This window comes from Bacteroidota bacterium (genome assembly GCA_030706565.1).
Classification (GTDB): domain Bacteria; phylum Bacteroidota; class Bacteroidia; order Bacteroidales; family JAUZOH01; genus JAUZOH01.
Genome location: JAUZOH010000009.1, coordinates 1 through 26,304, shown reverse-complemented (window position 1 = coordinate 26,304; position 26,304 = coordinate 1). Strand labels below are relative to the sequence as shown.

Sequence of the window (26,304 nt, the reverse complement as noted above, 5' to 3'; positions counted from 1 at the left end):
TGACTTAAATGTATGTAGATGAGAAAATCTGATGTATTTCAGGCGCTTGTTTTATTCTCTTGCCTCTTTTTTCTATTATTTTTTAATAACTGCAAAAAAGATAGAGGTAATAATGTTAATCACGATACGACAGATACTACAACGCCCCCTGTTACAGTAGATACAACTGATAATAAATTTGACCCTAAAATTGCTGATGACTATGCTGCTATTGCAGATCAGAATTACTCCTATCTTTGGGGGTCATATAATCTGCATGATCCGACAATTATAAAGAACGGCGACTATTATTATATTTTTTCCACTGATGTTGCTTACGGCCCAAATGGAAAGTGCGGTATCATGTGGCGTAAATCCAAAGATCTTGTTCACTGGACATTCCTGGGTTGGGTATTTAATGGCACTATACCTTCGATACCTTTGGCTTTTATGCAGTCGAACCAGGCAGGTTACCAGGCTACAGGTATCTGGGCCCCTTATATCATTAAAGTTGGCGATCAGTTCCGGCTTTATTATTCTGTGCCCGGCAATAATGGGCTAAAGCTGGCATGTATTGCCCTGGCTACAAGTACATCGCCGGAAGGCCCATGGACGGATCAGGGTATCGTGATTTCCTGTCTTCCTTCAGATCCTTATAATGCCATTGATCCGGCAGTAATTATTGACCGCTCAAATGGACGGCAGTGGATGAGTTATGGCTCTTATTCCAACGGTATTTATATTGTCGAACTCGACCCGGCAACCGGTAAAAGGCTCAATCCTTCAGATAGGGGGAAAAGAATTGCATACAGATCGAAAGATGGGGATGCTATTGAAGGTTCCGACTTTTTATATAATCCGGAATTAAAAAAGTATTTTCTTTTCGTTTCCTACGATTGGCTTGAAGATAAGTATAACGTAAGGGTTGGAAGATCAGATAATCCGGAGGGTCCCTACTATGATATAAATGGTAAGGATATGGCTGCGGTGGGCGATAACGTACCTTTTATAACTGCCCAGTATCAGTTTAAGAACCATTCAGGATGGCAGGGATTTGGACATTGTGATTTACTGAGGCTTGACAGTGCGAATTATTTTTATGTTAGCCAGGCAAGACTGGGCTCAAACAAGTACTTTATGGATTTACATGTTCACCGTATGGTTTGGACGCCTTCAGGATGGCCTGTGATTTCACCGGAACGTTATGCAAACATCCCGCAGGATACTGTTAAAGTTTCTGATCTGGCCGGGAAATGGGAACATATTGATCTGATAGCAACTGCCTATAAAAATGCTTCGACCGATTTGACTTTTAATTCCGATAATTCTATTGCCGGCATTGCCAATTCTTCTTGGTCATTTAAGGATAAAGTCCTTACTTTGACGATTAATGGCGGTGAAAAGGTTTTCTCCTGCAGGGTTTTCAGAGAGTGGGATTGGGAAAATAAAAGGAGGACAATCGTTTATACCGGCATGACCCCTCAGGGGGAAAATTGTTGGGGGAAAAAAGTTAAGTGAGGCGAAAAAACGAGACTTGTTTGTTTCCTTTAGAAATAGTTTCAATTCTTTTATTAGAATACGGCTTAAGGAGTAAAAGTAAAGTTTGAAAATCAAGTAATAGGAAATTTACTATGAATGAAATCAGAAAAACAATTAAATATCATAGAGAAATGAGATTAAAATTTATATTATTTACAGCAATTCTGGCGGGTTTGTCTTATTTTACGAATCTGCCTGCCCAGCAAATTCAGCCTGTTGAAGTCAAGGTTGATCAGCCCAAGGCTGATATCCAGCCTACCATGTGGGGAATATTTTTTGAGGATATCAATTTTGCTGCTGATGGCGGAATTTATGCCGAATTGGTTAAGAACAGATCATTCGAATTTTTACAACCTTTGATGGGCTGGAAGGAACTAAAGGAAGGAAAAAATCCGGGTAATGTGCTGATTGTTAACCGGAGTGAAACAAATTCTGCTAATCCCCGTTTTGCCCGTATTACCCTTAATGAGGGTCAGGGTTCTTACGGTTTGTCAAACGAAGGTTTTAGGGGAATGGGGGTCAAAAAGGACAATCAATATAATTTCTCTCTATTGGCCAGTGAGGGTGAAAACAGCAACATCAAGTTGCACCTTGAGTTGGTCAATGCAAATGGCGAACCTATCGGAAGCGCTTCGCTGAGCCCTGAAGGTAATACCTGGAACAAATATTCGGTGAGCTTTACTGCTACAGCCACCGAGCCAAAAGCAAGGCTGAATATATGGTTCGAAGGGAAGGGTACACTTGATATTGATATGGTCTCGCTTTTTCCCAATGATACCTGGAAAAACCGTCCAAACGGGCTGAGGGCTGATTTGGTGCAACTGCTTGCCGATCTGAAACCTGGTTTCATAAGGTTTCCCGGTGGTTGTATTGTCGAAGGCAGGGACCTGGCCAATCGTTACCAGTGGAAGAATACCATAGGCAATATTGATGGCCGTAAATTGATTATCAATCGCTGGAATACAGAGTTCTCCCACAGGTCGACACCGGATTATTTTCAATCGTTTGGCCTGGGCTTTTTTGAATATTTCCAACTGGCAGAAGATATAGGAGCAGAGCCGCTTCCAATTTTAAACTGCGGAATGGCTTGCCAGTACAATACCGCAGAAGTGGCATCTCTCGAACAGCTTGATCCTTTTATTCAGGATGCTTTGGATTTAATAGAATTTGCAAATGGTGCCACTACCACGAAATGGGGCAGGCTACGTGCCGAAATGGGCCATCCGGCTCCTTTTAACCTGAAGTTCCTTGGCGTGGGCAATGAACAATGGGGACCTCAATATGTCGACCGTTACAAACTGTTTCAGAGGGCGTTGAAGGAAAAATATCCCGGGATCAAATTGGTTTCAGCTGCAGGACCTTCTCCTGACGGCGATATGTTTAAATATCTCTGGAAAGAATTAGGCAAACTCAATGCCGATATTATGGATGAACACTATTACCAGAGTCCGTCCTGGTTTCAGCAGAATGTAACAAGGTATGATAATTATGACCGCAAAGGTCCTAAGGTATTTGCCGGTGAATATGCAGCCCAAAGCGTTGCCATGGCAAGCCCGCAGAGTAAAAACACCTGGAACTGCGCCCTGTCTGAAGCTGCTTTCATGACAGGTCTGGAACGTAATGCTGATGTGGTATGCATGGCTTCCTATGCACCTCTTTTTGCCCATGTGGATGCCTGGCAGTGGACACCGGACCTGATATGGTTTGATAACCTGCGCTCGGTCGGATCAGCCGATTATTATGTCCAGAAGCTTTTCTCCAACAATAAAGGGACGGAGGTACTGCCTATGCTTTCTCAGGGCAAACCGCTTACCGGACAAGACGGAATATATGCCACTGCTGCTTTTGACAAAAATTCAAATGAGGTTATTTTGAAAGTAGTAAATGTTACGGATAAAGTTCAAACTTCCAGGGTTACTTTAGAAAGCACCAAAAAAGTTGCTTCCCGGGGAAGATTTATCGTATTGAAAAATTCCGACCTGAATGCCATAAATTCACTGGATAACCCGAAACTGATCAGTCCGGTTGAACAATCCCTAGACATTAAAGGAAAGAAAATTAATTTAACCGTTGATCCCTATTCTGTAAATGTAATCAGGGTAAAACTTTTATAATTTGATCTTGCCGGGAATTGTGCATGGAATATTCCTGTGCTTCCCGGCAAATTTTTATGAATATGAAATACATCAAATGTATTTTAGCCATTGTCTTGTTGCTGGGCAACATCGCTGCATTTTCGCAGATGCCGGTTGTACACGACCCGGTGATGATCCGGCAGGATAGTATGTACTATCTATATTGTACCGGATGGGGTATTTCATGTTTTTCATCGCCGGATAGGGTAAATTGGAAACAGGAGAAACCGGTTTTCCCGGCACCACCTGACTGGGCGCTTAAGACTGTCCACGGTTATAAAGGGCATACCTGGGCGCCGGATATCTCATTTTATCATGGCAAATATTATCTTTTTTATGCAGTCTCGGCCTTTGGAAAGAATACTTCCTGTATCGGACTGGCAGAAAATTCCACTCTTCATCCTTCTTCTCCGGATTATAAATGGATAGATCATGGAAAGATCATTCAATCAGTACCTGGCCGGGATGATTGGAATGCCATAGATCCCAATCTAATTGTCGATGCGGAAGGGCATCCCTGGCTTGATTTTGGATCTTTCTGGTCGGGCATTAAATTGGTCAGGTTGTCTGATGACCTGTCTGCTATAGCGCAACCGGAGGAATGGTATGGCCTGGCCAGACGGAAACGTGCTTTCACTGTTGATGAAAAAGAAGCAGGTGACGGGGCTATTGAGGCTCCTTTCATTGTGAAACACGAAAAGTATTATTATTTGTTCGTTTCATTTGATTATTGCTGCCGGGGCGTCAACAGTGATTATAAAATCATGGTGGGCAGGTCGGAAAAGCTTACAGGTCCGTATATAGATAAGACTGGGACTTTTATGTCCAATGGCGGCGGTACTTTAGTGCTTGCCGGGAATAAAGATTGGCCGGGCGTGGGGCATTGCGCAGTTTATAATTTCGATGGACAAGATTATATGATATTTCATGCTTATGATGCTTCTGATAATGGCAAACCCAAACTTAAAATCTGTAAGTTGAATTGGGATGATGAAGGTTGGCCCACCACGACATTGAAGTAATAACAAGAATACTTTTATGATTTTTCCCCGTTTTTATTTTTCACGGACGTGCAGGCCGCATTCCCTGTGCACTGGCTCTTCCCACCACCAGCGCCCGGCGCGGATATCCTCGCCGGGTTTGATTGCCCGGGTGCAAGGCTGACAGCCGATGCTCGGGAACCCTTTGTCGTGTAAAGTGTTGAAAGGAACGTTATGGTTGTGAATATAATCCCAGACTTCTTTTTCTTCCCATTCAATCAAGGGATTAACTTTAACCAGATTGTGTTGTTCGTCCCATTCAACCATTTTTGTGGCAATACGTGTAACGGACTGTTCGTGCCGCAGCCCGCAGATCCAAACATCCAGGCCTTTAAATGCCCGTTTTAGGGATTCTATTTTACGGATATGGCAACAAAGCTTCCGGTTTTCCAAGCTGTCATAAAACAGATTCATTCCTTTTTCTTTGACCATCTGTTCCACTTTTGCAAAATCGGGAAAGTATACCTGAATTTTGATATTATATTGTTTGTTTGTTTCGTCGATCAAATCGTATGTTTCAGGGAACAACCTTCCTGTATCCAGAGTAAATATTGGTGTTTCTTTGTCGATAGTTGCAATCATATCCGTCAAAACCTGATCTTCGGCTCCCAAACTGGAGGATAAGGCTATTTTTCCCTTAAATTCTTTCAGAAAATAACTTAATACCTCTTCTGCCGGTTTCTTTTCAAAGCGGGAGTTTAAAACGCTGATTTCTTCCTGGGTCATGATGCAAATCCATTAATTAAAGGTACCTTTTAAATACGATTTTGTCCTGTCTGCCTGGGGATGCTCGAAAATATCCACAGCTGTTCCTTGTTCTATAACTTCGCCAAGATACATAAAAATAACATTGTCAGCAATTCGCCTTGCCTGTCGAAGGACATGAGTCACAACCACGATTGTATAATGTTCCTTGAGTTCAAGAAATTTCTGTTCAATGGCTTCGCTGGAAATGGGATCCAGTGCTGAAGTTGGCTCGTCGGCTAAAATGATTTCCGGATCAACAGCCAGGCCCCGCGCCAGGCAAAGACGTTGCTGCTGGCCGATTGAAAGGCGGGCTGCAGGTTCCTTCAGCCTGTCTTTTACTTCATCCCACAAGCTGGCCAACCGCAGGTACCGTTCCACCCTTTTGTCCAGTGCCCTTTTGTTGCTGCGCCCACTGATTTTCAAGCCATACGCCACATTATCGTAAATACTCATGGGCAGTGGAAATGGCCGCTGCGAAAGTAGTCCCATTTTTTTCCTGATTTCGGTGATGTCTACATTCCCGTCGATTATTTCCTGATTGTTAATCTGTATGCTGCCCTGGGTATGAATGTCGTAATACAAGTCGGTAAGGCGGTTCATGCTTTTCAATAAGGTGGTTTTTCCGCAGCCTGACGGGCCGAGGATTACCGTGATTTTATTTTTGGGAACAGCAATATTGACGTCTTTCAGGATATGTTGTTTCCCGATAAATACATTCAGGTTGCTTATCTTAATTTTTGATGAATTTTCCATATCGGTATATCGTTTCGAAAGTTCAATTTTATGGACCGGTTTATTGTATTTTATTTTTCAGGTATTTTTTTGTCAGTACCCGTGAACCAATACTGATAATCAGGATAATGAAAGTTAGTACCATGGCTGAAGCATAAGCCCTTTCCTGAACTTCAGGAACCGGCGATGCCAATTGAAAAAATATAGAAAGGGGAAGCGTAGCTACTGGTTCCGAAAGTGAAGTAGGGATGCTGTCTGTATATCCTGCGGTAAACAAAACTGAGGCAGCATCGCCGAATCCTCTTCCGAAGGCCAGTAAAACGGCGGTCAGTATGCCGGATGATGCCTGCCTCAGGTAAACCCTCCAGGCTACTTCCGACTTCATGGAACCAAGCGATAAGGCCGATTCCATTAGGCCAATCGGGATGGTTTTCAATACTTCATCCATTGCCCTGACCATGATGGGAATGATGAAAAGGGTTACGGTAATGATACCGGCCAGCAATGAAGTATGTATACCCAGAAAAACCATCAGGGTAAAACCGAAGGCTCCATAAACAATTGAAGGAACACCCCAGATCACATCCAACAGATAGCGTACAAAGTTAACCAGCCTGGCCCGCCTGGTCAGGTGCACATTCATATAAAGGGCAATAGGCGTGCTGATCAACATGGATAATAAGGTGGCGCCAACGGATAAATAAAGGGAACCCAATATGGCATTTAATATTCCGCCGCCTTTTCCGTAATAATAACCTCCTGAAGGCACCCGGGTAATCATTTCCCAGGAAAGCGCATGGATGCTTTTTATAAAGATCGATAGAATGATATAACCCAGTGTAAGGATGATCAATGTAGTTGAAATGATCATCACTGTCTTGAAAAAAATCTCTTCTGCTTTTTTTAGTTTCTTATTTCTGATCATGATTAATATTTTTCAACCCGGATAATGAGCAGGCGCATCAATGCATTGAAAGTCAGCACAACAATGAAAAGGATTAAGGCTGCAAACATGAGCGCTGCATCATACCTGGGAATAGACAACATCTCCCCATAGTTATTGGCTATTAATGCAGGTAACGGGTAACCGGCATCAAAAATACTTTTGGGTATTTGAACTACATTTCCGACAACCATCAAAACTGCTATGGTTTCGCCAAAAGCACGAGCAAGCCCGAATCCAATCGAAGCAATGATGCCGGGAAGGGCTTTTCGCATCAACACATGCTTGATCGTTTCCCATTTTGTCGCGCCTAATGACAGGGATGCTTCGCTTAGTTCAATTGGAATAGTCCTGAAAATTTCGATCAGTATATTCAGGATAAATGGAATAATCATGACTGATAAAACAATGGCGCCGGCCAATATGCTATATCCCATTGTTTGAATATGAAAGTAAGGGGCAATTTTGGCAATGAAAGGAACAACGGCAATTATACCCCATACGCCATAAACCACGGAAGGGATTCCTGCCAGAATATCAATGGATATCCGGATCGTTTTAATAAAAAAGTGGCGTGAATACTGGGTTATGTAAATTGCGGTAAACAGGCATACCGGTACTGAGATGATTAAGGATAGAAGGGTAACCCAAATTGATCCTGCAATGAAGGGTAGAAAACCGAAGTCTCCGTTTTCCGGTCTCCAGATTTTTGAAAATAAAAGATTAAATAGTGAGTAGTGGTGGGTAAGAAGGGTGGATCGGGCATACAAGCCTGCTCCCAGTGCAAGGGGGATAATTATCACAAACACAAAACAAAGCAGCATCCAGATGGAGCTTACTTTATTTTTGAATTTGCGGTTATAAAATAATATGATCATAATACCAGTCTGTTTGTAGCTGTTTCAGCATTTAAATGACCGGTTGTCCTCGTTGTATTTGGGGCGTTAAAGTTACTTTTGTTTCTACATCAGGACAACCGGTCATTTTTTATCTCTGCTACAAACTTAAACAATTTTCTATTGAATTATAATAGATTTAGTAGACAATAGAATTAAAACAATTAAAACAGTTGGATTACAGAATCTTATTGTTTAAATTTTTTTTGCTCAGCCTGGAGGTCTTCAGCGCTTATTTTTACATAGCCTGCCTCATCAACGTACTTTTGCCCGTCAGTCAGTATCCATTTTAAGAAATTAAGGACGGCCGGATTGGCAGGTTTGTTTTTGGAAACAAAATACAAATTACGTGAAGGGGGTGAAGGATATTTACCTGTTTTGATTGCATTGACCAAATCTTTAAGATTACCATAAAAGTTTTCGTCCGGGTCAATTTTGCCATTGCCGTTGATGTCTATGGGAACAACTTCAATCCCTTCATATTTTTTATTGGTATTGACATTGTATGCAAAGGCCAGGTTGTTGTAACCTATGCCCAGCGGGTCTTTCCGTACGGCATCTGCAACACCGGGATCTCCGTTTACTCCGATACCTTTAAGATCTTCCTGTTTTTTATTGTTCAGGTATTTAGCCCAAACTTCGGCAGCGCCGCAGGCATCAGAACGGGTATAAACATGAACGGCATCCTTGTTTTCCGAACCGGTTGCCTCTCCCCAGGTTTTCAGTTCACCTTTAATAAAAATATTATAGAATTTTTCTTTGGTAAGTCCTTGACTAACTAGTTTTTCAAAAGCGGGGTTCTTTGGACTGATGGTTGCCACAACTGCATCCTTGGCTACTGCTATCCACCAGGCTCCTTTGCTTTTTTCTTCCTTGCTGACTTCTTTAGAAAACATACCCAGATCGACCATCTGCGAGAGGGCATCGGTCATTCCTTTTCCTGCCCCGCCCGCAGAAATATTGATTTTTACGTCCGGGTGTAATTTCTGATATTCTTCTGCCCAACGGACGGCCATTGGATATAAGGCAAAAGCGCCGGAAATACTGATGGTGTTTTTATTTTTCCCTGAATTTTTGCAGCCGGGCAATATAACCAGGCTTGATGCAAAAATTGAAAGGATCAACAATTTGAAAAATTGATGTGTTTTATTCATAAAATTTATTTAATTGGTGATTCTTCATCAAAGTGATAAAGCAGGGTGGACAAATAGCGCTCGCCTGTATCGGGCAATAAAGCTACTATGTTTTTACCCTTGTTCTCAGGACGTTTGGCCAGTTGTAGCGCAGCAGCTACGGCAGCTCCTGAGGAAATTCCGACCAAAAGGCCTTCTCTTCTTGCCAACTCGCGGCCGGCCTCAAAGGCTTCATCATTTTTTATTTTTAAAATTTCATCAACTATTGAAAGCTTTAAGACTTCCGGAACAAACCCCGGTCCAATGCCTTGTATTTTGTGGGGGCCAGATTTCCCGCCGGATAAAACTGGCGAATCATACGGCTCAACAGCAACAACTTTAGCCTGGGGGTTACGTTTTTTAATTACTTCGCCAACACCGGTGATAGTTCCGCCGGTACCGACGCCTGCTACGAAAATATCCACCTTCCCATCTGTATCTTTCCAGATTTCCTCAGCTGTAGTTTTGCGATGAATCTCAGGATTGGCCGGATTTTTAAATTGTTGCGGAACATACGAATTTGGCGTCCGGTCATGTAATTCTTGGGCTTTGCGAACGGCGCCGCCCATTCCTTCTGCACCGGGAGTCAATACGATATCTGCACCCAGGGCCTTGAGTAAATTACGCCTTTCAATACTCATGGTTTCGGGCATGGTCAGGATGAGCTTATATCCCCTGGTGGCAGCCACAAAAGCCAGGGCTATCCCGGTGTTTCCGCTGGTCGGCTCAATAAGGGTGGTGTCGTGATTGATTAATCTCCTTTTCTCTGCATCAAGTATCATGGCATAACCTATTCTGTCTTTTACGCTTCCTGCGGGATTGAAGTATTCAAGTTTAGCTATGATGGTTGCCTCAATCTTATGCGCTTTATTAAAGTTTGATAACTCCAACAGTGGAGTATTACCTATCAACTCTGTCAGGCTCTTTGCAATTTTTGTCATTTTCTTAAATTTTTAAATTTTAGTCTTACAAAGTTGCATCAGGTTGAACTTCTTTAAAATCCCATCTAAAAGGTATTTTCCCTACCTATTTTTAGGTATGTATTTTAAATATAATATTCTGTCGTATCTACTATTCCAGCCCGTATGGCATACATGATTAATTCTGACGTATTGTTGATCCCCAGCTTTCTGAAAATATTTTTTCTATGCGTATTTACCGTATGAAAGCTCAGGAATTTACGGGCTGCAATGTCCTTTGTCGTCAGGCCCTGCGCTATCAGTTGAATAATCTCAATTTCGGAGGAGGTAAGGTGACAGGTCTCTTTGTTTTTGCTGGATGAAGGTGTCTTGCTTTCAACCAAGGCATCCAGGACCTCTGAACAAAAGAACTTCCTGTTATTTAATGTGGCTGTAATGGCTTCCGAAAGTTCGAGCTCATCACATTTTTTCAGGATATAATCATTGATTCCGCAATCGAGCACCCTGAGGATATCCTCCATTGTCTTATTGTCGCTGATAACCAGAATATTGGTCGCTGGCGATAATTTTTTTACAGTTTCAAGCTCTTCGATGTTTTCAAAATCAAAGAGGTCATAGTCAATGATCAGCAGATCCGGTCGGATTTCCGGTAATTTCTTGTATAATTCTTCTTTGGAATTGGCCGTTTCAACGTTATCAAATTGTAATTCCTCTTTTATAACCTGGATGATGCCTTTGCGAGTTAACGTTTGGGGATCGGCTAGCAATATTTGGGGTTTATTCATTATAGTAAGATTAAAAATATTGATAATTGAAAAAATTAAGAAAGATTATTTCATGAATGAACAACAAGCCATCATCGAATAACAACCAGGTAAGAATTTCATTAGAAATTGATTCACAATCATCAGCATCTTGGCTGTAAAGAAAGTTGCTTCCATAATATTCATCATATTTTCAATCTTGCTTGCAAAAGGTCTTAAAACCTTATTGATTTTGATTATCTTAAGTTAGTTAAATTTATTGATTCTGAGCTCATTTGATATATGTTTTATATACATTAATAAAGAAAGGGTCAAATGTACAAGAAAATTATCATAATTGTCTATAGAAAAAGTAGGAAATTAATTTAGTATATTTGTCCGCATTATAGGAATCGGAGATTCCTCTACTTTTTCAATATATTTCAAGACATACAGGTTGATGAGTGAAAATAAATTAAATCATTTACGGGAATTAGAATCAGAATCAATTTATGTTATACGGGAGGTAGCTGCCCAGTTTGAGAAGCCCGTACTTCTGTTCAGTGGCGGAAAAGATTCAATTGTAATGTTTCATCTGGCCCGCAAGGCTTTTTGGCCGGCCAAAGTTCCTTTCCCTTTACTTCACATTGATACCGGGCACAATTTTCAGGAAACTCTTGATTACAGGGATGATCTGATGGAAAGGACAGGTGCTGCCTGCATCGTACGTTATGTGCAGGACAGTATTGACCAGGGGAAGGCAGTGGAGGAAAAGGGGCCGAATGCCAGCCGTAATGTACTGCAGACCGTTACTTTGCTGGATGCCTTGGATGAATTTAAGTTTGATGCGGCTATGGGCGGAGCTCGCAGGGATGAGGAAAAAGCCCGGGCCAAAGAACGTTTCTTTTCGCACAGGGACGAATTCGGGCAATGGGATCCCAAGAACCAACGGCCTGAGCTGTGGAATATTTTCAACGGGAAAAAACATATCGGTGAGCATTTCAGGGTATTTCCCCTGAGTAACTGGACTGAAATGGACATCTGGCAGTACATTTATCTGGAAAGTATTCCTATTCCAAGCCTTTACTTTACTCACGAACGGGAAATTATCAGGCGTGACGGGATATTGCTTGCAAAATGCCCATACATTCAACTTAAGGACAGCGATAAAATTGCGACTATGCAGGTACGTTTCCGGACTATTGGCGATATGACCTGTACCGGGGCCGTTGAATCGCCTGCCGCTACGGTTGCTGAAATTATTCAGGAAGTTGCTGCCTCAAGGATTACAGAAAGGGGCGGAAGATCGGATGACAAACGCTCGGAAGCCGCTATGGAAGACCGTAAAAAAGAAGGTTATTTCTAATTTTCCCATTTGGGATTTATTTCGTAAAAATTTGATCATTCAAGGAACAATATATTTTCGTATGCAGAATTTTGAAGAAAAACAAAAGACCTATCTAAACATGGAATTGCTGAGGTTCACTACTGCAGGCAGTGTGGACGATGGCAAAAGCACTCTCATCGGCCGTCTGTTATATGACAGCAAGGCTATTTTTGATGACCAGCTTCAGGCTATAGAAAACGTGAGCATTCGCAAAGGAGAGGATCAGCTTGACCTTGCCCTGCTTACTGATGGGCTTAGGGCTGAACGTGAACAGGGCATAACCATTGATGTTGCTTATCGTTTTTTTGCAACTCCCAAGCGTAAATTTATAATTGCCGACACTCCCGGGCATATTCAATACACCCGGAATATGGTAACCGGTGCATCTACTGCCAATGCAGCCATCGTCCTGATTGATGCCCGGCACGGGGTCATTGAGCAGACGCTGCGGCATTCCTATATTGCTTCTTTACTTCGAATCCCTCAATTGATTATTTGCGTGAATAAGATGGATCTGGTTGACTACAGTCAGGATACTTTCGAGAAAATAAAGGGACAATTTTTATCATTTAAAGATAAATTTACTTTCAGGGATATTTATTTCGTTCCGATCAGCGCCAAGCTGGGCGATAATGTGGTGGATGTCTCTGCCAAAATGGATTGGTATAAAGGGCCGTCATTACTTAATTTACTTGAAACTATTCCTGTCGATGGTATAGAAGATATGAAGGATGCGCGTTTCCCTGTGCAATACGTAATCAGGCCGCAGAATGGAGAATACAAGGATTATCGCGGTTATGCCGGACGCGTGGCTGGCGGCGTGTTTAAAAAAAATGATCCGGTAATAATTTTTCCTTCAAAATTGAAAAGTCATATCAAAACAATTGATATTTTTGAGCAGTCGTTACAGGAATCTTTTGCGCCCCAATCAGTTACTCTGACACTGACCGATAATATTGATGTTAGCCGTGGTAATCTGATAGTTAAGGAGGGAAATTTGCCTCAGGAGGGACAGAATATAGATTTGATGGTTTGTTGGTTAAATCAGAAACCCTTGGTAAAAGGGAAAAAGTATTGGGTAAAGCATTATACCCATGATGTCAGGTGTATTGTTCAAAATATTGAATATAAAGTAGACATTAATACCTTGGAAAATAATTTGGAGGACACAGCCATTCAATTAAACGATATTGCAAAAATTTCCATAAAAACGACCCAACCTCTGTTTTATGACAGCTATTCCCGGAACAGGGTTACAGGAAGCCTGATTTTGATTGATGAAGGGACCAATGAAACAGTAGGGGCCGGAATGATTATTTAAAATGTAAACCTTCAGTAAATGTTATCAAGAAAAACAAGGTACGCAATGCTTTCGCTGGTAAAACTGGCCGGAAATTATGGAAAAGGTCCGATGCTGATCAGTGATATTTCTAAAAGTGAAATCATTCCTCAGAAATTTCTGGAAGCCATCCTTCTTGACCTTAAAAATATTGGAATTTTAGGCAGTAAAGTTGGGAAGTCCGGTGGATATTATCTTAGGCGCAAACCTGAGGATATCAGTTTGTTTGAGGTGGTTTGCCATTTTGAGGGCGGCTTTGCACTGGTACCCTGTACTTCTGAAGATTATTATGAATCGTGCGATCATTGCAAGGATGAAAATAAATGTACTATCCGTAAGGTATTCCAGGACTTGCACAGTAGTATCATTGGGAAATTAAAAAGTATTTCTATAGCCGACCTCATTATTCCCTGATTTATCAGCTTTTTTCTTACTTTTGGGAAACAAATATTCAACCAGGCATTACACATTTGATATGTTTTTATTTGAATATTTGTGCTCAATAAAAACTTCTTTATGAGGCTGTTGCTGGCTGTTTTAGCATTGATGATTTGTTCGATGGGGTTTGCAGGGGAAAAAGATGTTTCTCCTAAAATCATGACTGTCTCCGGATATGTGAAGGATGCAGCCAGCGGCGAAATACTCATTGGCGCATCTGTGTATATAAGCGGTTTGAAAACCGGCACTACAACCAATTCTTATGGATTTTATTCCCTCAGCCTTAAACCCGGGAAGTACAACCTGATATTTTCTTATATAGGTTATTCAACGATAGTAAAAAACATCAACCTGAATTCGGATATAACTCTGAATGCTGAGTTGGCAACGGAAAACAGGCAACTGGATGCTGTTGTGGTCAGTGCAGAGAAGCCCAATCATAATATAACCCGTCCGGAAATGAGTGTGGATAAGATGCCGATGCAAACCATCAAGCGTATTCCCGCTCTGCTGGGTGAAGTGGATGTAATTAAGGCTTTACAGTTATTACCGGGTGTACAATCTACCAGTGAAGGTACTTCGGCCTTCAGTGTGCGTGGGGGAGGGGCAGATCAGAACCTTATTCTGCTTGACGAGGCCGTGGTTTATAATGCTTCACACCTGATGGGCTTCTTCTCTGTTTTTAATAATGATGCTGTTAAAGACGTTGCTCTTTATAAAGGTGATATCCCGGCTTCCTTCGGAGGAAGGCTTTCCTCAGTTCTTGATGTGCGGATGAAAGATGGCAATTCTAAAAAGTTTTCAGGAAATGGAGGAATAGGCCTTATTTCCAGCAGGCTGATGCTGGAAGGGCCCATTTTTAACGATAAAACCTCATTTGTTGTTGCCGGCCGCCGCACCTATGCTGATTTATTCCTCCCCCTGGCAAGCAACAAAGATATTCGACATAACCGGCTTTATTTTTATGACATGAACCTGAAACTGAACCACCAGATCAATGAGAACAACCGGCTTTATCTTTCAGGATACTTTGGACGTGATGTTTTTAAAAACGAAATATCGGAAATGAATTTTGGGAATCAGACCTTCACCCTACGGTGGAATCATTTGTTTTCCAAAAAGGTCTTTTCCAATTTGTCGATTATTCACAGCCGTTATGACTATATGTTGTCTACAAGTGACAATGCCAACGGTTATGAATGGTGGTCAAACATGTCTGATGAAAGTTTGAAAATGGATTTTAGTTATTTTCTTAATCCTAAGAATACTTTAAAATATGGTTTTGCAACCACCTATCATGGATTTAATCCGGGAAAGGCCAAAAGAATAACTGATGGGAAATCGGCTGCAGAGGTGACTATGTCACGGAGTTATGCACTGGAACACGGGATATACCTGTCCGATCAACAGAGCCTGGGTAAATTCACCATTAAAAGTGGTTTGCGTTTTTCATTGTTTCAGGATATTGGCCCGGGTACGATTTATCATTATGATGCAAATTATAATTCGACTGATTCGACGGTATATGCCCGTGGAAAAATCTATAAACAGTATTCGGGCTGGGAACCCAGGCTGGGAATAAATTATACCATTAATCCGGAATTGTCGTTGAAGGCCAGTTATTCGAGAACCTACCAGTTTATTCAGCTGGCTTCCAATTCGACGGCAGGTATGCCTTTAGATGTATGGTTTCCAGCTTCACCCAATGTCCGTCCCCAGGAAGCTGACCAGTTTGCAACAGGGATTTTTCATAATTTCTTTAACAATAAACTGGAAACCTCAGTAGAAGTGTATTACAAAAATATGCAGCATGTGATTGATTACAAGGATAATGCAACACTTCTGCTGAATAAAAAGATGGAAGGTGAACTGCGTTTTGGCAATGCCCGGGCTTATGGACTTGAAATGCTGTTAAAAAAGAATGAAGGACGTTGCAACGGCTGGATAAGTCTTACCCTATCAAAAGCAGAAAGAAAGATCCCGGAAATTTTTAATGGAAAGTATTATCCTTCGCCTTATGATAAGCCTGTTAACCTTGCGGTGGTGTTTAATTATGATTTTACCCCCAAAATTCTTTTTTCCGCAAACTGGTTGTATGCTACAGGAACTCCGGTTACTTACCCTACAGGAGGCTATGAATATGGTAATGTGAGACTTAAAATTTATTCGGCCAGAAATGCTTACAGAATGCCTGATTACCATAGACTTGACCTTTCGCTGACCCTTAAAGGCAAAGAAAAACCCGGCAGGTTCTGGCACGGAGAGTGGGTTTTCTCCGTGTATAATGCTTATGGACGGCATAACGCCTGGGCTATAAATTTTGTGGAAGACAAAAACGAAAAAGGTACCTATTATGCCCAGAAAATTTATCTCTTTTCTTTTATCCCTTCAATAACTTATAATTTTAATTTTTAAGCTCCCTAACCTTTCCTCTTGATATACCCATAGCGAAAAATTTGTATCTTCGTATAAAATTAATTTATATATGTTTACAGATTTATTGATCATTCTTCTGTTAATTCTTTTTAACGGGGTATTTTCTATGACTGAAATTGCTTTGGTTTCAGCCCGTAAATCTAAGCTTGAAACTCTTGCCAGAGAGGGCAATAAAAATGCTAAAATTGCCTTGCTGCAGGCACATTCACCTTCACGTTTCCTTTCTACTGTCCAGATCGGAATGACGCTGATTGGGGCTTTTACTGGTGTTTACGGAGGTTCAACTGTGGCAGATAAAATATCCGCCGTGTTTTCCCGTTTCCCGTGGATCGCTTCATGCAGTAAAAGTATTTCAATGGCTTTGGTCGTGGTGGTGATCACTTTTTTTACCATGATCCTTGGCGAACTGGTACCTAAACAAATCGGACTGGCTAATCCTGAACTTATTTCTAAAAATATGGTCCGGCCAATGAGGTTTTTTGGTATGCTCGTATGGCCGGTGATTTGGGTACTTACCAAAACCTCTGATCTGCTAATTAAAATACTTAACATCCATCCTTCATCAGACTCCAAGGTTACCGAAGAAGAAATAAAAGAAATTGTTCAGGAAGGTACCAAAGAAGGAGAAGTACAGGAAATCGAACAGGATATCGTGGAAAGGGTTTTTAACCTGGGTGACAGGAAAGTGGGTTCTCTGATGACCCACCGCAGCGATTTGGTTTGGCTCAATGTTGATGATTCCAGCGATAAGATAAAAAAAGTCATTAATATGGAAGCTCATTCAGTTTATCCGGTCTGTGACCGCGAATTGGATAATTTGAAAGGTATTGTTTATGTTAAGGATATCTTGGCTTCCAACCTGGAGAATAAATCGATTAATCTTCATAATTGTATGAGGAAACCTTTGTTAGCCCTTGAAACAAACACTGCGTATGAAATTCTTGAAAAATTCAGGGAAACAAAAATTCACTATGGGCTGGTGATCGATGAATATGGATCTATTGCTGGAATGGTTACTTTGAACGATATCCTTGAAGCTCTGGTGGGCGATATCCCCGATATGGGTGATGATGAGTTCGAAATTATTCAACGCGATGAAAACAGCTGGCTTGTGGATGGACAACTGCCTTTTTATGAATTTATTCAGGAATTTAAGGTCAAGGCTTTTGATAAAAATAAAGTCAGGTACAACACCATTGGGGGATTTGTCCTGAATAATCTCCGCCATATTCCCAAAACAGGCGAAAAACTCAAGTGGAAGAATTTTGAATTTGAGATTGTGGATATGGATGGTAACCGTATAGATAAAATTTTGGTTACAAAAATGCTTGAAGAAATTTCCGAAGAGGAGGATCAAACAACTGTATAGTCAGGAATTACCGGCAATAGATTTAATTGTTTATATAAAGTTCACATAACCTTGTAAAATTGTTTTTTGATTATCTCTATTTAAATTTTGAATGATGAATCAGGGAATGATTAAAATACTTCATCTTGAAGATAATATTGATGATGCATTTTTGATCGAACAAACCATCGAAAAGGATAATATCAGTTGTGAATTTACCAGGGTCGGATTAAAACAGGAATTTATCGAAGCCTTAAACAAAGAAGATTTTGATGTTATATTATCCGATAACTGTTTGCCCGATTTTGATGGAATTTCTGCCCTAAACATGGTGCGTGAAAAAGCACCTGATGTTCCCTTTATTTTTGTCTCCGGTACGCTCGATGAAAAAATAGCGATTCAGTTGCTTCATTATGGAGCGGTTGATTATGCCCTCAAATCCAATCTGAATAAATTGAGCTCCATCGTTCTCCGGGCTATTGCAGAAGCCGAAGCCAAAAAGAAACTTAAAGAAAAAGAAGAGGCTATTCGCCTCAATGAGGAGCGACTGGTTTATGTTGCCAAAGCATCCAGAGATACTATATGGGATTTTGATTGCCAAACCGGAAAAGTATGGCGTAATGAAGCTATAGAACCTCATTTTAAGTATAGACCCGAAGATATTATTGATAACCTGAACTGGTGGGAAGAAAAGCTACATCCCGATGATAGGGAAAGGGTGAAGAACGATTTTCAGAGGGTTCTTTATAGTAAAGATAATTTATGGTCGGCTGAATATCGTTGGAAATGTGCAGACGGCCAATATGCGTATGTGGCCGACCGTGCATTTATTATCCGGGATACCCAGGACAGGCCCATCAGAATTATCGGTTCCATGTCTGATATTTCTTTGAAAAAAAAGACTGACCTGCAAATTAAATTCCAGTCCGATATATTGCAGCAAATTAAAAATGCAGTGGCTGCAATAGACCTGGAAGGGAATATTTCTTTTTGGAATCATTGGGCGGAGGATTTATATGGTTGGAAGGCTTCTGATGTGCTGGGTGAAAATATTTTTAATCCCGATCTCTTTCATTCCTTTACCACAAATGTTTTAAAAGGAGTGTTTGATCAGGTTTTACAGACTGGAACAGTTGATACAGAATTAGTCATCCAACGTTATGATCGTTCATATATTTCTGTGGCTTTTATGGCTGCAGGTTTGTATAATGAAAAGGGTGAACTTGACGGGGTTACTTTTGTTACTTATGACATAACGGCACAAAAAAAAGCTCAGGAAGAAATTCTGGAAGCCAAAAAAAAGGCTGAAGAATTGAATCTGCTTAAGTCCTGCTTTTTAACCAATATGAGCCATGAACTACGTACACCCATGAATGCCATCATGGGTTTTGCCCAGTTACTCGACACGCAGGCTATTAATGAAACACAAAGAGAAATGGTGGAAAATATCCTGGCTGGTGCTGAGCGATTAAGCAATACATTGAACAATATACTGGAATTGTCAAGAGCTGAAGCATCCCACGGAAGCTTAAATTTATGTGCCTGCAATCTTGCCGCTGAACTTCAGCAATTTCTGAAGGATAATTTTTACAAAGTTGAAAAGAAAGGCCTGCAATTAGTTGCAAAATATTCTGATCCTGAAGTTAAAGCCCTGGTTGATCCTAAAATATTCTGCAATATCATTGAGCATTTATTCTTGAATGCCATAAAATTTACTGAAAAAGGGACTATATCCTTTGACGTTAAAAGTGAGAAAGTTGATAATAAAAAGTGGGCTGTTGTGGAATGTACAGATACCGGCATCGGAATTGCCCAGAAAGATTTGAAGGAAATTTTTGAACCCTTTCGCCAGGAAAGCGAAGGATTTGAACGTAAGTATGAAGGGGCCGGGCTGGGTCTTACTATATCACAAAAATTTGCCGAACTGATGAATGGTTTTATTACGGTTGAAAGTCAGAAAGGCATGGGATCCTCTTTCTTTGTTCATTTTCCGGCTTCGGCTTCTGAAAGTGATCTTGAATTGGACAAGGAAGATCAGGAAGTTCATGGATTATCTTCTATTCTGGTGGTTGAGGATAATTCTGCAAATAGTTTGTTGGTTCAGATGCTGTTAAAAGATACCTGTGAAGTGGATATTGCCGAAAGCGGAATGGAGGCTCTTGACAAGGTGTCAGAAAAAAAATATAGCCTTATTCTGATGGATATTAATCTGGGCGGAGGAATAGATGGCATCGAAACTTTGCACAGGATCAGGCAAAACAAAGCTTTTGAAAAAATACCTGTCATAGCTGTTACTGCTTATGCCATGTATGGTGACAGGGAAAAATTTCTCACTGAAGGTTTTGATGACTATCTTTCAAAACCTTATACTTTAGAAAGCATTAACAATATTATTCAACAAAATATTAAATAATAGTCTCCCATCTGGAATAAAGAAATGTTCTTTCTTACCTCAATTATATTTTTAGGAAAACTTTCATGATTTTGGACTAGAAAGAAGATCACAAATAAAACCTTTGAATAAACGGATTTACGATTCCTGCACATGCGCTTAGACCTTGCGTTTTCTGTCATTTTGGACAACAACACCTTAATATGGGATATAGAGCTGAAAACCATTAAAACTTTTTATAGACAACTGTTCATTAAATAACATCGCTCCAAGTGACTAAAATGGGAGGAAACAGAACTTGGAAAATATCTTTTGGGACATTTCTTAATGGTGAAATTGAATTTTTTGCCAATCCAGCAGGAGTAATTGAAATTGCTTTAAATAAAGACCTTGACCAAAGACAAAATATGGCAAATGCAATGAATATCGTTATTCGAGGACAAAGAATGATAGTCTTAAAAGAGTATTATAAAATTGACGATTTTTATGTTTGGTCGTAGCAACTTGGAATAATTCAACAAAAACAAAGAGATTGAAATTTTTAAAAGCCAACTTTATTAGAGTTTATATTGATCTATTGGAACAATTGGCTGCATTAAAAAGACTACGACTATTCTAAAGGATTCTTCATGGTTTCCGCACCTATCATTGCGACACAAACAATTCACTCTAAAATTTTGAAAATTCTATAAAAGAAATTGAAAAGAGTATTGAAGTAATAAAAAGCAAAATCACTCGCACCTCGACCCTTTCAATGAATTAGAAAATGAGAATATTGGTGAAAATATCCCCCCTAAAAGTGTGTTTCTGGCCAAATTTTAACATTTCAGAGGAGGATAAAGCATAGGCAGGTAATATTTTTTCATTTTTATCAATTTGTCCACCAAAAATATCTATCAGTCCACTATGTCAAGAATTGTTAAAATTATTTTTATACGGATTTTGATCTAAAGTGATTAATACTATGGAATACATTAAATTCTCAAAAAAACAAAAATAAAAAGTGCAAAATATCATCAATGCCTGATATGGCGAGCTAATTTCACTAGAACTTTATTCCGTCTTATTATTCTGTTAATTACATAAGTCAATCAAATTCTACTTTAAAATGAGAAAATTTACGCTATGGTTATTATCAGGATTATTCTTCGGCTTGGTATCGTATGTCGAGTCGAACAAATGTAATCTGCAGATCGGCGACGATTCCCAAAAGGGACCACCGGGAATAAGAACTATTGATTTGGCATATTTGAATGGTGCAGATCGAACCATCGCAAATGATGAAACAAGTATCTATATCATCTCCTCCGTGCAAATGGGTAAAGGTCGTATAGACGGACTATTAGATGACGTTGAAAACAGAACGACTGCCCATATTTAGAAACCAAATCAGAGTGTTACAAGCCTAATCCCCAGATATAATTATGAAAAAGAATGAATTCAATCAAATTTAAATTTATGAAGCGAATATGTTTGCGGATAAATACAATGCACAGATGATCCGTCAGCTGACGGATCACCGGAGGTAATATAGCAAACATGGAGTTACATGAAACCTTTGAAAATAAAACTATATACGTATGAAAAAAACTAAATTAATGATGTGCGCGTTGTGCGCAGCAGTTTTGGTAGCATTTGGCTTAGTTGGGTGCGAAAAGGAGGGCATTTATAAAATTAATACGCCCTCTGACCTGCAGCACAGGATCGACTCAATTGCAGCTGCGAAACCAAATACAGGTGACACTACTTACCTTACCATCGCTACAGCGATAGTCGGAGCTGAAAGTAACAGTTCCGCCTGGTGGACTGCATTCTCTGATTACTTCTCCATTCCTACAAACAAACTATTGCATTTGGAGTTTGTTAACTATGGTACCGAAGCTAACAACTGGAACAATTGGAATCTTGCCATCACCAATGCAAAGCGTGATGCCGCTGCATATAGCGAATACTTTGTACTCCGTTCCGATGCTTACGGCTGGGGTGGCACAATGGCAAATGTTGATCCTCGTTATGCTTTCGACATAAAAATGATCAACCAAAACTATCCCGACCTCAACGGAAATGGCGATATTTGGGACGACTTCCGCACTACCATGCAAGGTGCTTATGTTACTATGGATATTGACCACTCTGCTACCGGCAATGTATTTGTAACAGCCACTGCCGTTGGAACAAATGGCACAAAACTAGTTGAAACCTATCAACAACCGGTTTCTGCCACTGATTCTATCATGGCTTTCTTAATTTGCGATGGCAGCCATTTCTTGATGAAAAAAGCATACCTTCTACCTTCTAAAGTTACTGTTGTACCAGACGTTAATCCGGTTTCAATCGCTATTACAGGAGCTCCTGCTTCTGTTGAATTAGGAAACAAAAACTTCTGGGGTAATGCTAAAGCTACTGTCACTTTCGCTGACGGATCTTCTAAGCAAGTTGATACTACTGATTTGTCATTCAACGTTATTCCTGATATGACTACACTCGGAACCAAGACCGTTGTTGTAGCTTATAGCAAAACTAAGCAGGGCGCATACAGCAAAGCTGTATCCACCTTATATACTCTTGAAGTAACTAACTCTATTTCAAGCTTAGAGGTTACAACTTTGCCAAACATAACCACATACTATTACTACAACAGCGACTCTATCCTATTCAATACTACAGGTATGGTCGTTACAGCAACATATTCCGACCATACAAAAGGTGTCGTACCAAACGGAAATCTTAAGTTTAGCAAGATTCCTGCTGCCTCAGGTTCTCAGGAGGCTGTCATTTCTTTTGTTGGTGCAACAAAAACAGTAACTACAACTTGCCCGCTTACTCTTGTAAAGGGTGTAAGTCAAGTAGGTGCTACTAACTTCTCTTCCGCTTGGTGGACGGCATTCTCTTCTGACAATACTGTCGCATCAGGTTCGAGTAAGACATTTACCATGTACTGTTACTCTGATAATCTTGCAAACTGGCACAGCCCTTGTACCATTCTTCGCAAAGCTTCTGCCTTACCTACATCTACCGAATATGCTGTAGTTCGCATGGACAACTTCGGATGGGGGTCAGGCTATAGCACAGCCACCCTCACTTCTAATTGGAATTGGGATACGTTCCTGTCAAGCATAAATGGCTCTAAGGTAGTCATTACAGTTACAAACAATGGGAACAATACTGCTGATGTACTTTACAATGTTACTTACGCCAACGGCGACACGCATTACCAAAAGTATGCGGGTGTAACGGTAGACAGCAATGATCTGAGTTGTGCACTCGTAACAGAGGAGTCTTATCTCGTAATTGTTCAATAATCACTAAGATAAAAATATTTAAACTATGAAATATTCATATTTAATCCTGTTGGGATTGCTGGCGTTCGCACTGGCAACATATGCAGAAGGCAACGGCATGGCCGGCCAGATGTCAATAACCCAACAAGGCAACATAACCGTAAAAGGTAAAATCCTTGACGAAAAAGGAGAACCGCTTCCAGGCGCAACCATACAACAAAAAAGCACAACCAATGCTGTCAGTACCGACATGAATGGTAACTTCTCTATTTCTGTTCCTTCAGATGCCACACTGGTAGTATCTTTTATAGGATATAAAAGTATTGAAGTAGCCGTTGGAGGAAAAACTGAACTCGGCATCATCACATTGGTTACGGGTATAAAAGAACTCGAACAAGTGGTAGTAATAGGTTACGGTACACAACGCAAGGTTGACCTCACAGGTTCAGTTGCCATTGTCGATGCGGAAGAGATGAAAAAAGTATCAAACTCAAACATTTCAACAATGCTTGAGGGAAAAGTAGCCGGTGTTCAAATTACATCCGATGGACAACCGGGAGCTGACCCTACAGTACGTATTCGTGGTATTAGTTCGTTCGGTAGCACCGCACCTCTCTACGTTATTGATGGAGTGCCCATGGGAATAACAATACGCGACTTCTCGCCAAACGATATTGAAACTCTTCAGGTACTTAAGGATGCTTCTGCTGCCGCAATCTATGGTTCGCGTGCTGCCAACGGCGTGGTTATCATCACCACAAAGCAAGGTAAGAAGAATCAAGCCATGAAGATTGACTATAACGGCTACTATGGGTTCGACCAGGTGCAGAAAGGGGTATACGATGTTATGGATGCTTCCCAATATGGTAAATATGTCACTATGGCATACACTAACAGTGGCATGTCTGTTCCTTCCGGATACGATCCTACAAGCCCTAATTATTTGTACAACGCCGATGGATCAGCAAAAGTGAACACAAACTGGTTCAATGAAGCGTTCAAAACAGGTATCCGTCAGAATCACAACATCAACATATCCGGAGGCGGTGAAAAAAACACTTACAACATCGGTATCGATTACTATAACCAGAAAGGAACCATGGTAGGTGCCGGTCCTAACTTCGACCGTTACACTGGCCGTTTCAACACTACGATGGATGTTAAGTTTGTCAAAATCAAAACCAACATCGTGTATAGCCATAGCCTTCAGGACAATATGGCTCTTAGCAACGCCAACGAGTACGTACAGGGTCTGTATGGTGCACAATATCCTGTAATGGCTTCGGTTCTACTTTTACCTCCAACCATCAAGGCTTATGATCCGTCGACCTGGGTTCTCGACGATAAAGTTCCGGCTGCAACAAATTACAGCTACGACTCTTACGGTTTTGGTACTTACTATGACGACGTTCATGGAGACTTGCGTGTAACGAACGTTTTGCTCGAAAATAGTTTAATAAAGAGGAATACAACTGTTGACCGCATTGTTTCTTCAGGTTCTGCAGATGTTGACCTCATAGGCATGCTTGGCCTCAAGAGCGTCCATCACAAGTTGGATTACAACCTTAACTTATCGTACAGCAAGACCTTTGCAAAGGACTTTGTATTCATACCTGCATTTATACAAAGTACGACAAACTACCTGGCAAAGGGTGATGAGACCCTGTCAGAGGGCTATCGTAACTATACCGACGCACTTGTAGAAAACACGTTAACCTACGATGGTAAATTGGGACGCAATCACATCAATGCGGTTGTTGGTCAAACATTCGAACGCGAACTCTTTCACACACTCACAGGCAAAGGTGTTAACATGCCCGAACCTTACTATCTGCAAGTAATCAACGCTTCCACGACAGCAGCAGGAAGCAGTGAAACCGAACACGTATTATCATCGTTTATCGGTCGTGTCAACTACGATTTCGATGAAAAATACCTTCTTTCGGCCACCGCCCGTCGTGATGGTTCAAGCCGTCTTTCTTACGAGGACCATTGGGGTTGGTTCCCATCTGTATCAGCAGGTTGGCGTTTGGAACGTGAAAGCTTCTTCCCTGAAGCAGCCAAATCGGCGATCAACCTGTTCAAAATTCGCGGTAGCTATGGCGAACTGGGTAATGAAAACATTGGCGATTACCAGTACATGGATGTTATGTCGAGAGGTAATTACACCTATAGCTTTGGAAATACAAAGGTTACAGGATCAGCAATATCAAATTACGTAAACACGGCCATCAAATGGGAAAAGAAGAAAACGCTTGACTTTGGTTTTGACCTCGGTATGTTCAGCAATCAGTTGGAATTCACGTTCGACTGGTATAAGGCAACATCTGAAGACCTGCTTTATAGTGTAGCCGTACCAGCCCAAGCAGGTGCTACTAACGAAACAGTAACGATGAACGCAGCAACCATGGAAAACACAGGTCTGGAGTTCTTGCTTGCCTATCACAATCATAAAAATGCTTTTAAGTATGATATTTCCACAAACGTATCTACCTCCCAAAACAAGGTAACAAAATTGGGCGTTTCAGGAGAACCTCGTACCGATGGCTATTGCCGCACAGAGGTAGGTCGCGAAGTTGGCCAGTTCTATGGCTACGTTTCTGAAGGTATCTACCAGTCGCAATCAGAAATAGATAACCGTGTCAACTCAAAAGGTTTACACGTCAATCAGAACGGGGCACAACCGGGTAACATCAAATATGCCGACCTCAACAACGATGGCCAAATCACCTCCGATTACCAACAATTCCTGGGTAGCGGTATTCCAAAGATTAATTACGGCTTGAATTTACGTGCTGAATGGAAAGGTTTTGACTTGAGCGTATCGACTTATGGAG

General features: G+C 40.9%; 20 protein-coding genes. 13 read left to right on the top strand and 7 right to left on the bottom strand.

Annotated elements, in window-relative coordinates; all coding sequences use genetic code 11:
* Nucleotides 1-18: 18 nt before the first annotated feature.
* From Q8907_01480 to Q8907_01470, 3 genes are all read left to right on the top strand, one after another.
* The gene (locus tag Q8907_01480; protein MDP4272930.1) at nt 19-1,497 is read left to right on the top strand and encodes an arabinan endo-1,5-alpha-L-arabinosidase; all 1,479 of its coding nucleotides are present in this window, start codon (nt 19-21) and stop codon (nt 1,495-1,497) included.
* A gap of 152 nt (nt 1,498-1,649) precedes the next feature.
* Nucleotides 1,650-3,632, top strand: coding sequence for an alpha-L-arabinofuranosidase C-terminal domain-containing protein (locus Q8907_01475; protein ID MDP4272929.1), 1,983 nt, complete (start codon nt 1,650-1,652; stop codon nt 3,630-3,632).
* Nucleotides 3,633-3,694: 62 nt separating this feature from the next.
* Complete coding sequence (locus Q8907_01470) at nt 3,695-4,675, top strand: arabinan endo-1,5-alpha-L-arabinosidase (GenBank protein MDP4272928.1); 981 nt, start codon at nt 3,695-3,697, stop codon at nt 4,673-4,675.
* Between the two features lie 33 nt (nt 4,676-4,708).
* On the opposite strand, the gene Q8907_01465 is transcribed toward Q8907_01470, so the two are convergent.
* The 7 genes from Q8907_01465 to Q8907_01435 all read right to left on the bottom strand — a co-directional run bounded on the left by Q8907_01465 (nt 4,709) and on the right by Q8907_01435 (nt 10,888).
* The gene (locus Q8907_01465) at nt 4,709-5,419 is read right to left on the bottom strand and encodes a phosphoadenylyl-sulfate reductase (GenBank protein ID MDP4272927.1); all 711 of its coding nucleotides are present in this window, start codon (nt 5,417-5,419) and stop codon (nt 4,709-4,711) included.
* A gap of 12 nt (nt 5,420-5,431) precedes the next feature.
* Complete coding sequence (locus Q8907_01460) at nt 5,432-6,193, bottom strand: phosphate ABC transporter ATP-binding protein (GenBank protein MDP4272926.1); 762 nt, start codon at nt 6,191-6,193, stop codon at nt 5,432-5,434.
* A gap of 40 nt (nt 6,194-6,233) precedes the next feature.
* A complete protein-coding gene (locus Q8907_01455) occupies nt 6,234-7,097 on the bottom strand; it encodes an ABC transporter permease subunit (protein MDP4272925.1) in 864 nt (287 codons plus the stop codon).
* A 2-nt stretch (nt 7,098-7,099) separates the two neighbouring features.
* Complete coding sequence (gene pstC, locus Q8907_01450) at nt 7,100-7,993, bottom strand: phosphate ABC transporter permease subunit PstC (protein ID MDP4272924.1); 894 nt, start codon at nt 7,991-7,993, stop codon at nt 7,100-7,102.
* A 206-nt stretch (nt 7,994-8,199) separates the two neighbouring features.
* Nucleotides 8,200-9,165 (bottom strand): PstS family phosphate ABC transporter substrate-binding protein, encoded by a 966-nt coding sequence (locus tag Q8907_01445; GenBank protein MDP4272923.1) that lies wholly within the window; start codon nt 9,163-9,165, stop codon nt 8,200-8,202.
* 5 nt (nt 9,166-9,170) lie between these two features.
* Complete coding sequence (cysK, locus tag Q8907_01440; protein MDP4272922.1) at nt 9,171-10,124, bottom strand: cysteine synthase A; 954 nt, start codon at nt 10,122-10,124, stop codon at nt 9,171-9,173.
* A 104-nt stretch (nt 10,125-10,228) separates the two neighbouring features.
* Complete coding sequence (locus Q8907_01435; protein ID MDP4272921.1) at nt 10,229-10,888, bottom strand: response regulator transcription factor; 660 nt, start codon at nt 10,886-10,888, stop codon at nt 10,229-10,231.
* Between the two features lie 418 nt (nt 10,889-11,306).
* Here Q8907_01435 and cysD point away from each other — a divergent pair, with 418 nt between their 5' ends.
* The 10 genes from cysD to Q8907_01385 form a co-directional block, all read left to right on the top strand.
* Complete coding sequence (gene cysD / locus Q8907_01430) at nt 11,307-12,212, top strand: sulfate adenylyltransferase subunit CysD (GenBank protein MDP4272920.1); 906 nt, start codon at nt 11,307-11,309, stop codon at nt 12,210-12,212.
* A 61-nt stretch (nt 12,213-12,273) separates the two neighbouring features.
* Nucleotides 12,274-13,554: a GTP-binding protein gene (locus tag Q8907_01425; GenBank protein ID MDP4272919.1), complete on the top strand. Its 1,281-nt coding sequence runs from the start codon at nt 12,274-12,276 to the stop codon at nt 13,552-13,554.
* A gap of 18 nt (nt 13,555-13,572) precedes the next feature.
* On the top strand, nt 13,573-13,986 hold the full coding sequence (locus tag Q8907_01420; protein MDP4272918.1) for an Rrf2 family transcriptional regulator: 414 nt from the start codon (nt 13,573-13,575) through the stop codon (nt 13,984-13,986).
* A gap of 102 nt (nt 13,987-14,088) precedes the next feature.
* Nucleotides 14,089-16,425 carry a TonB-dependent receptor gene (locus Q8907_01415; protein ID MDP4272917.1) on the top strand — a complete coding sequence of 779 codons (2,337 nt, stop codon included), beginning with the start codon at nt 14,089-14,091 and terminating at the stop codon, nt 16,423-16,425.
* A 70-nt stretch (nt 16,426-16,495) separates the two neighbouring features.
* On the top strand, nt 16,496-17,815 hold the full coding sequence (locus Q8907_01410) for a hemolysin family protein (GenBank protein ID MDP4272916.1): 1,320 nt from the start codon (nt 16,496-16,498) through the stop codon (nt 17,813-17,815).
* 91 nt (nt 17,816-17,906) lie between these two features.
* Nucleotides 17,907-20,207, top strand: a complete 2,301-nt coding sequence (locus tag Q8907_01405; GenBank protein MDP4272915.1) for a response regulator — start codon at nt 17,907-17,909, stop codon at nt 20,205-20,207.
* A 251-nt stretch (nt 20,208-20,458) separates the two neighbouring features.
* Nucleotides 20,459-20,686 carry a hypothetical protein gene (locus tag Q8907_01400; GenBank protein ID MDP4272914.1) on the top strand — a complete coding sequence of 76 codons (228 nt, stop codon included), beginning with the start codon at nt 20,459-20,461 and terminating at the stop codon, nt 20,684-20,686.
* Between the two features lie 653 nt (nt 20,687-21,339).
* Nucleotides 21,340-21,567, top strand: coding sequence for a hypothetical protein (locus Q8907_01395; protein MDP4272913.1), 228 nt, complete (start codon nt 21,340-21,342; stop codon nt 21,565-21,567).
* A gap of 472 nt (nt 21,568-22,039) precedes the next feature.
* Nucleotides 22,040-23,488, top strand: coding sequence for a hypothetical protein (locus Q8907_01390; GenBank protein MDP4272912.1), 1,449 nt, complete (start codon nt 22,040-22,042; stop codon nt 23,486-23,488).
* 25 nt (nt 23,489-23,513) lie between these two features.
* A partial coding sequence (locus Q8907_01385) for a TonB-dependent receptor (protein ID MDP4272911.1) occupies nt 23,514-26,304 on the top strand: 2,791 nt, incomplete at its 3' end.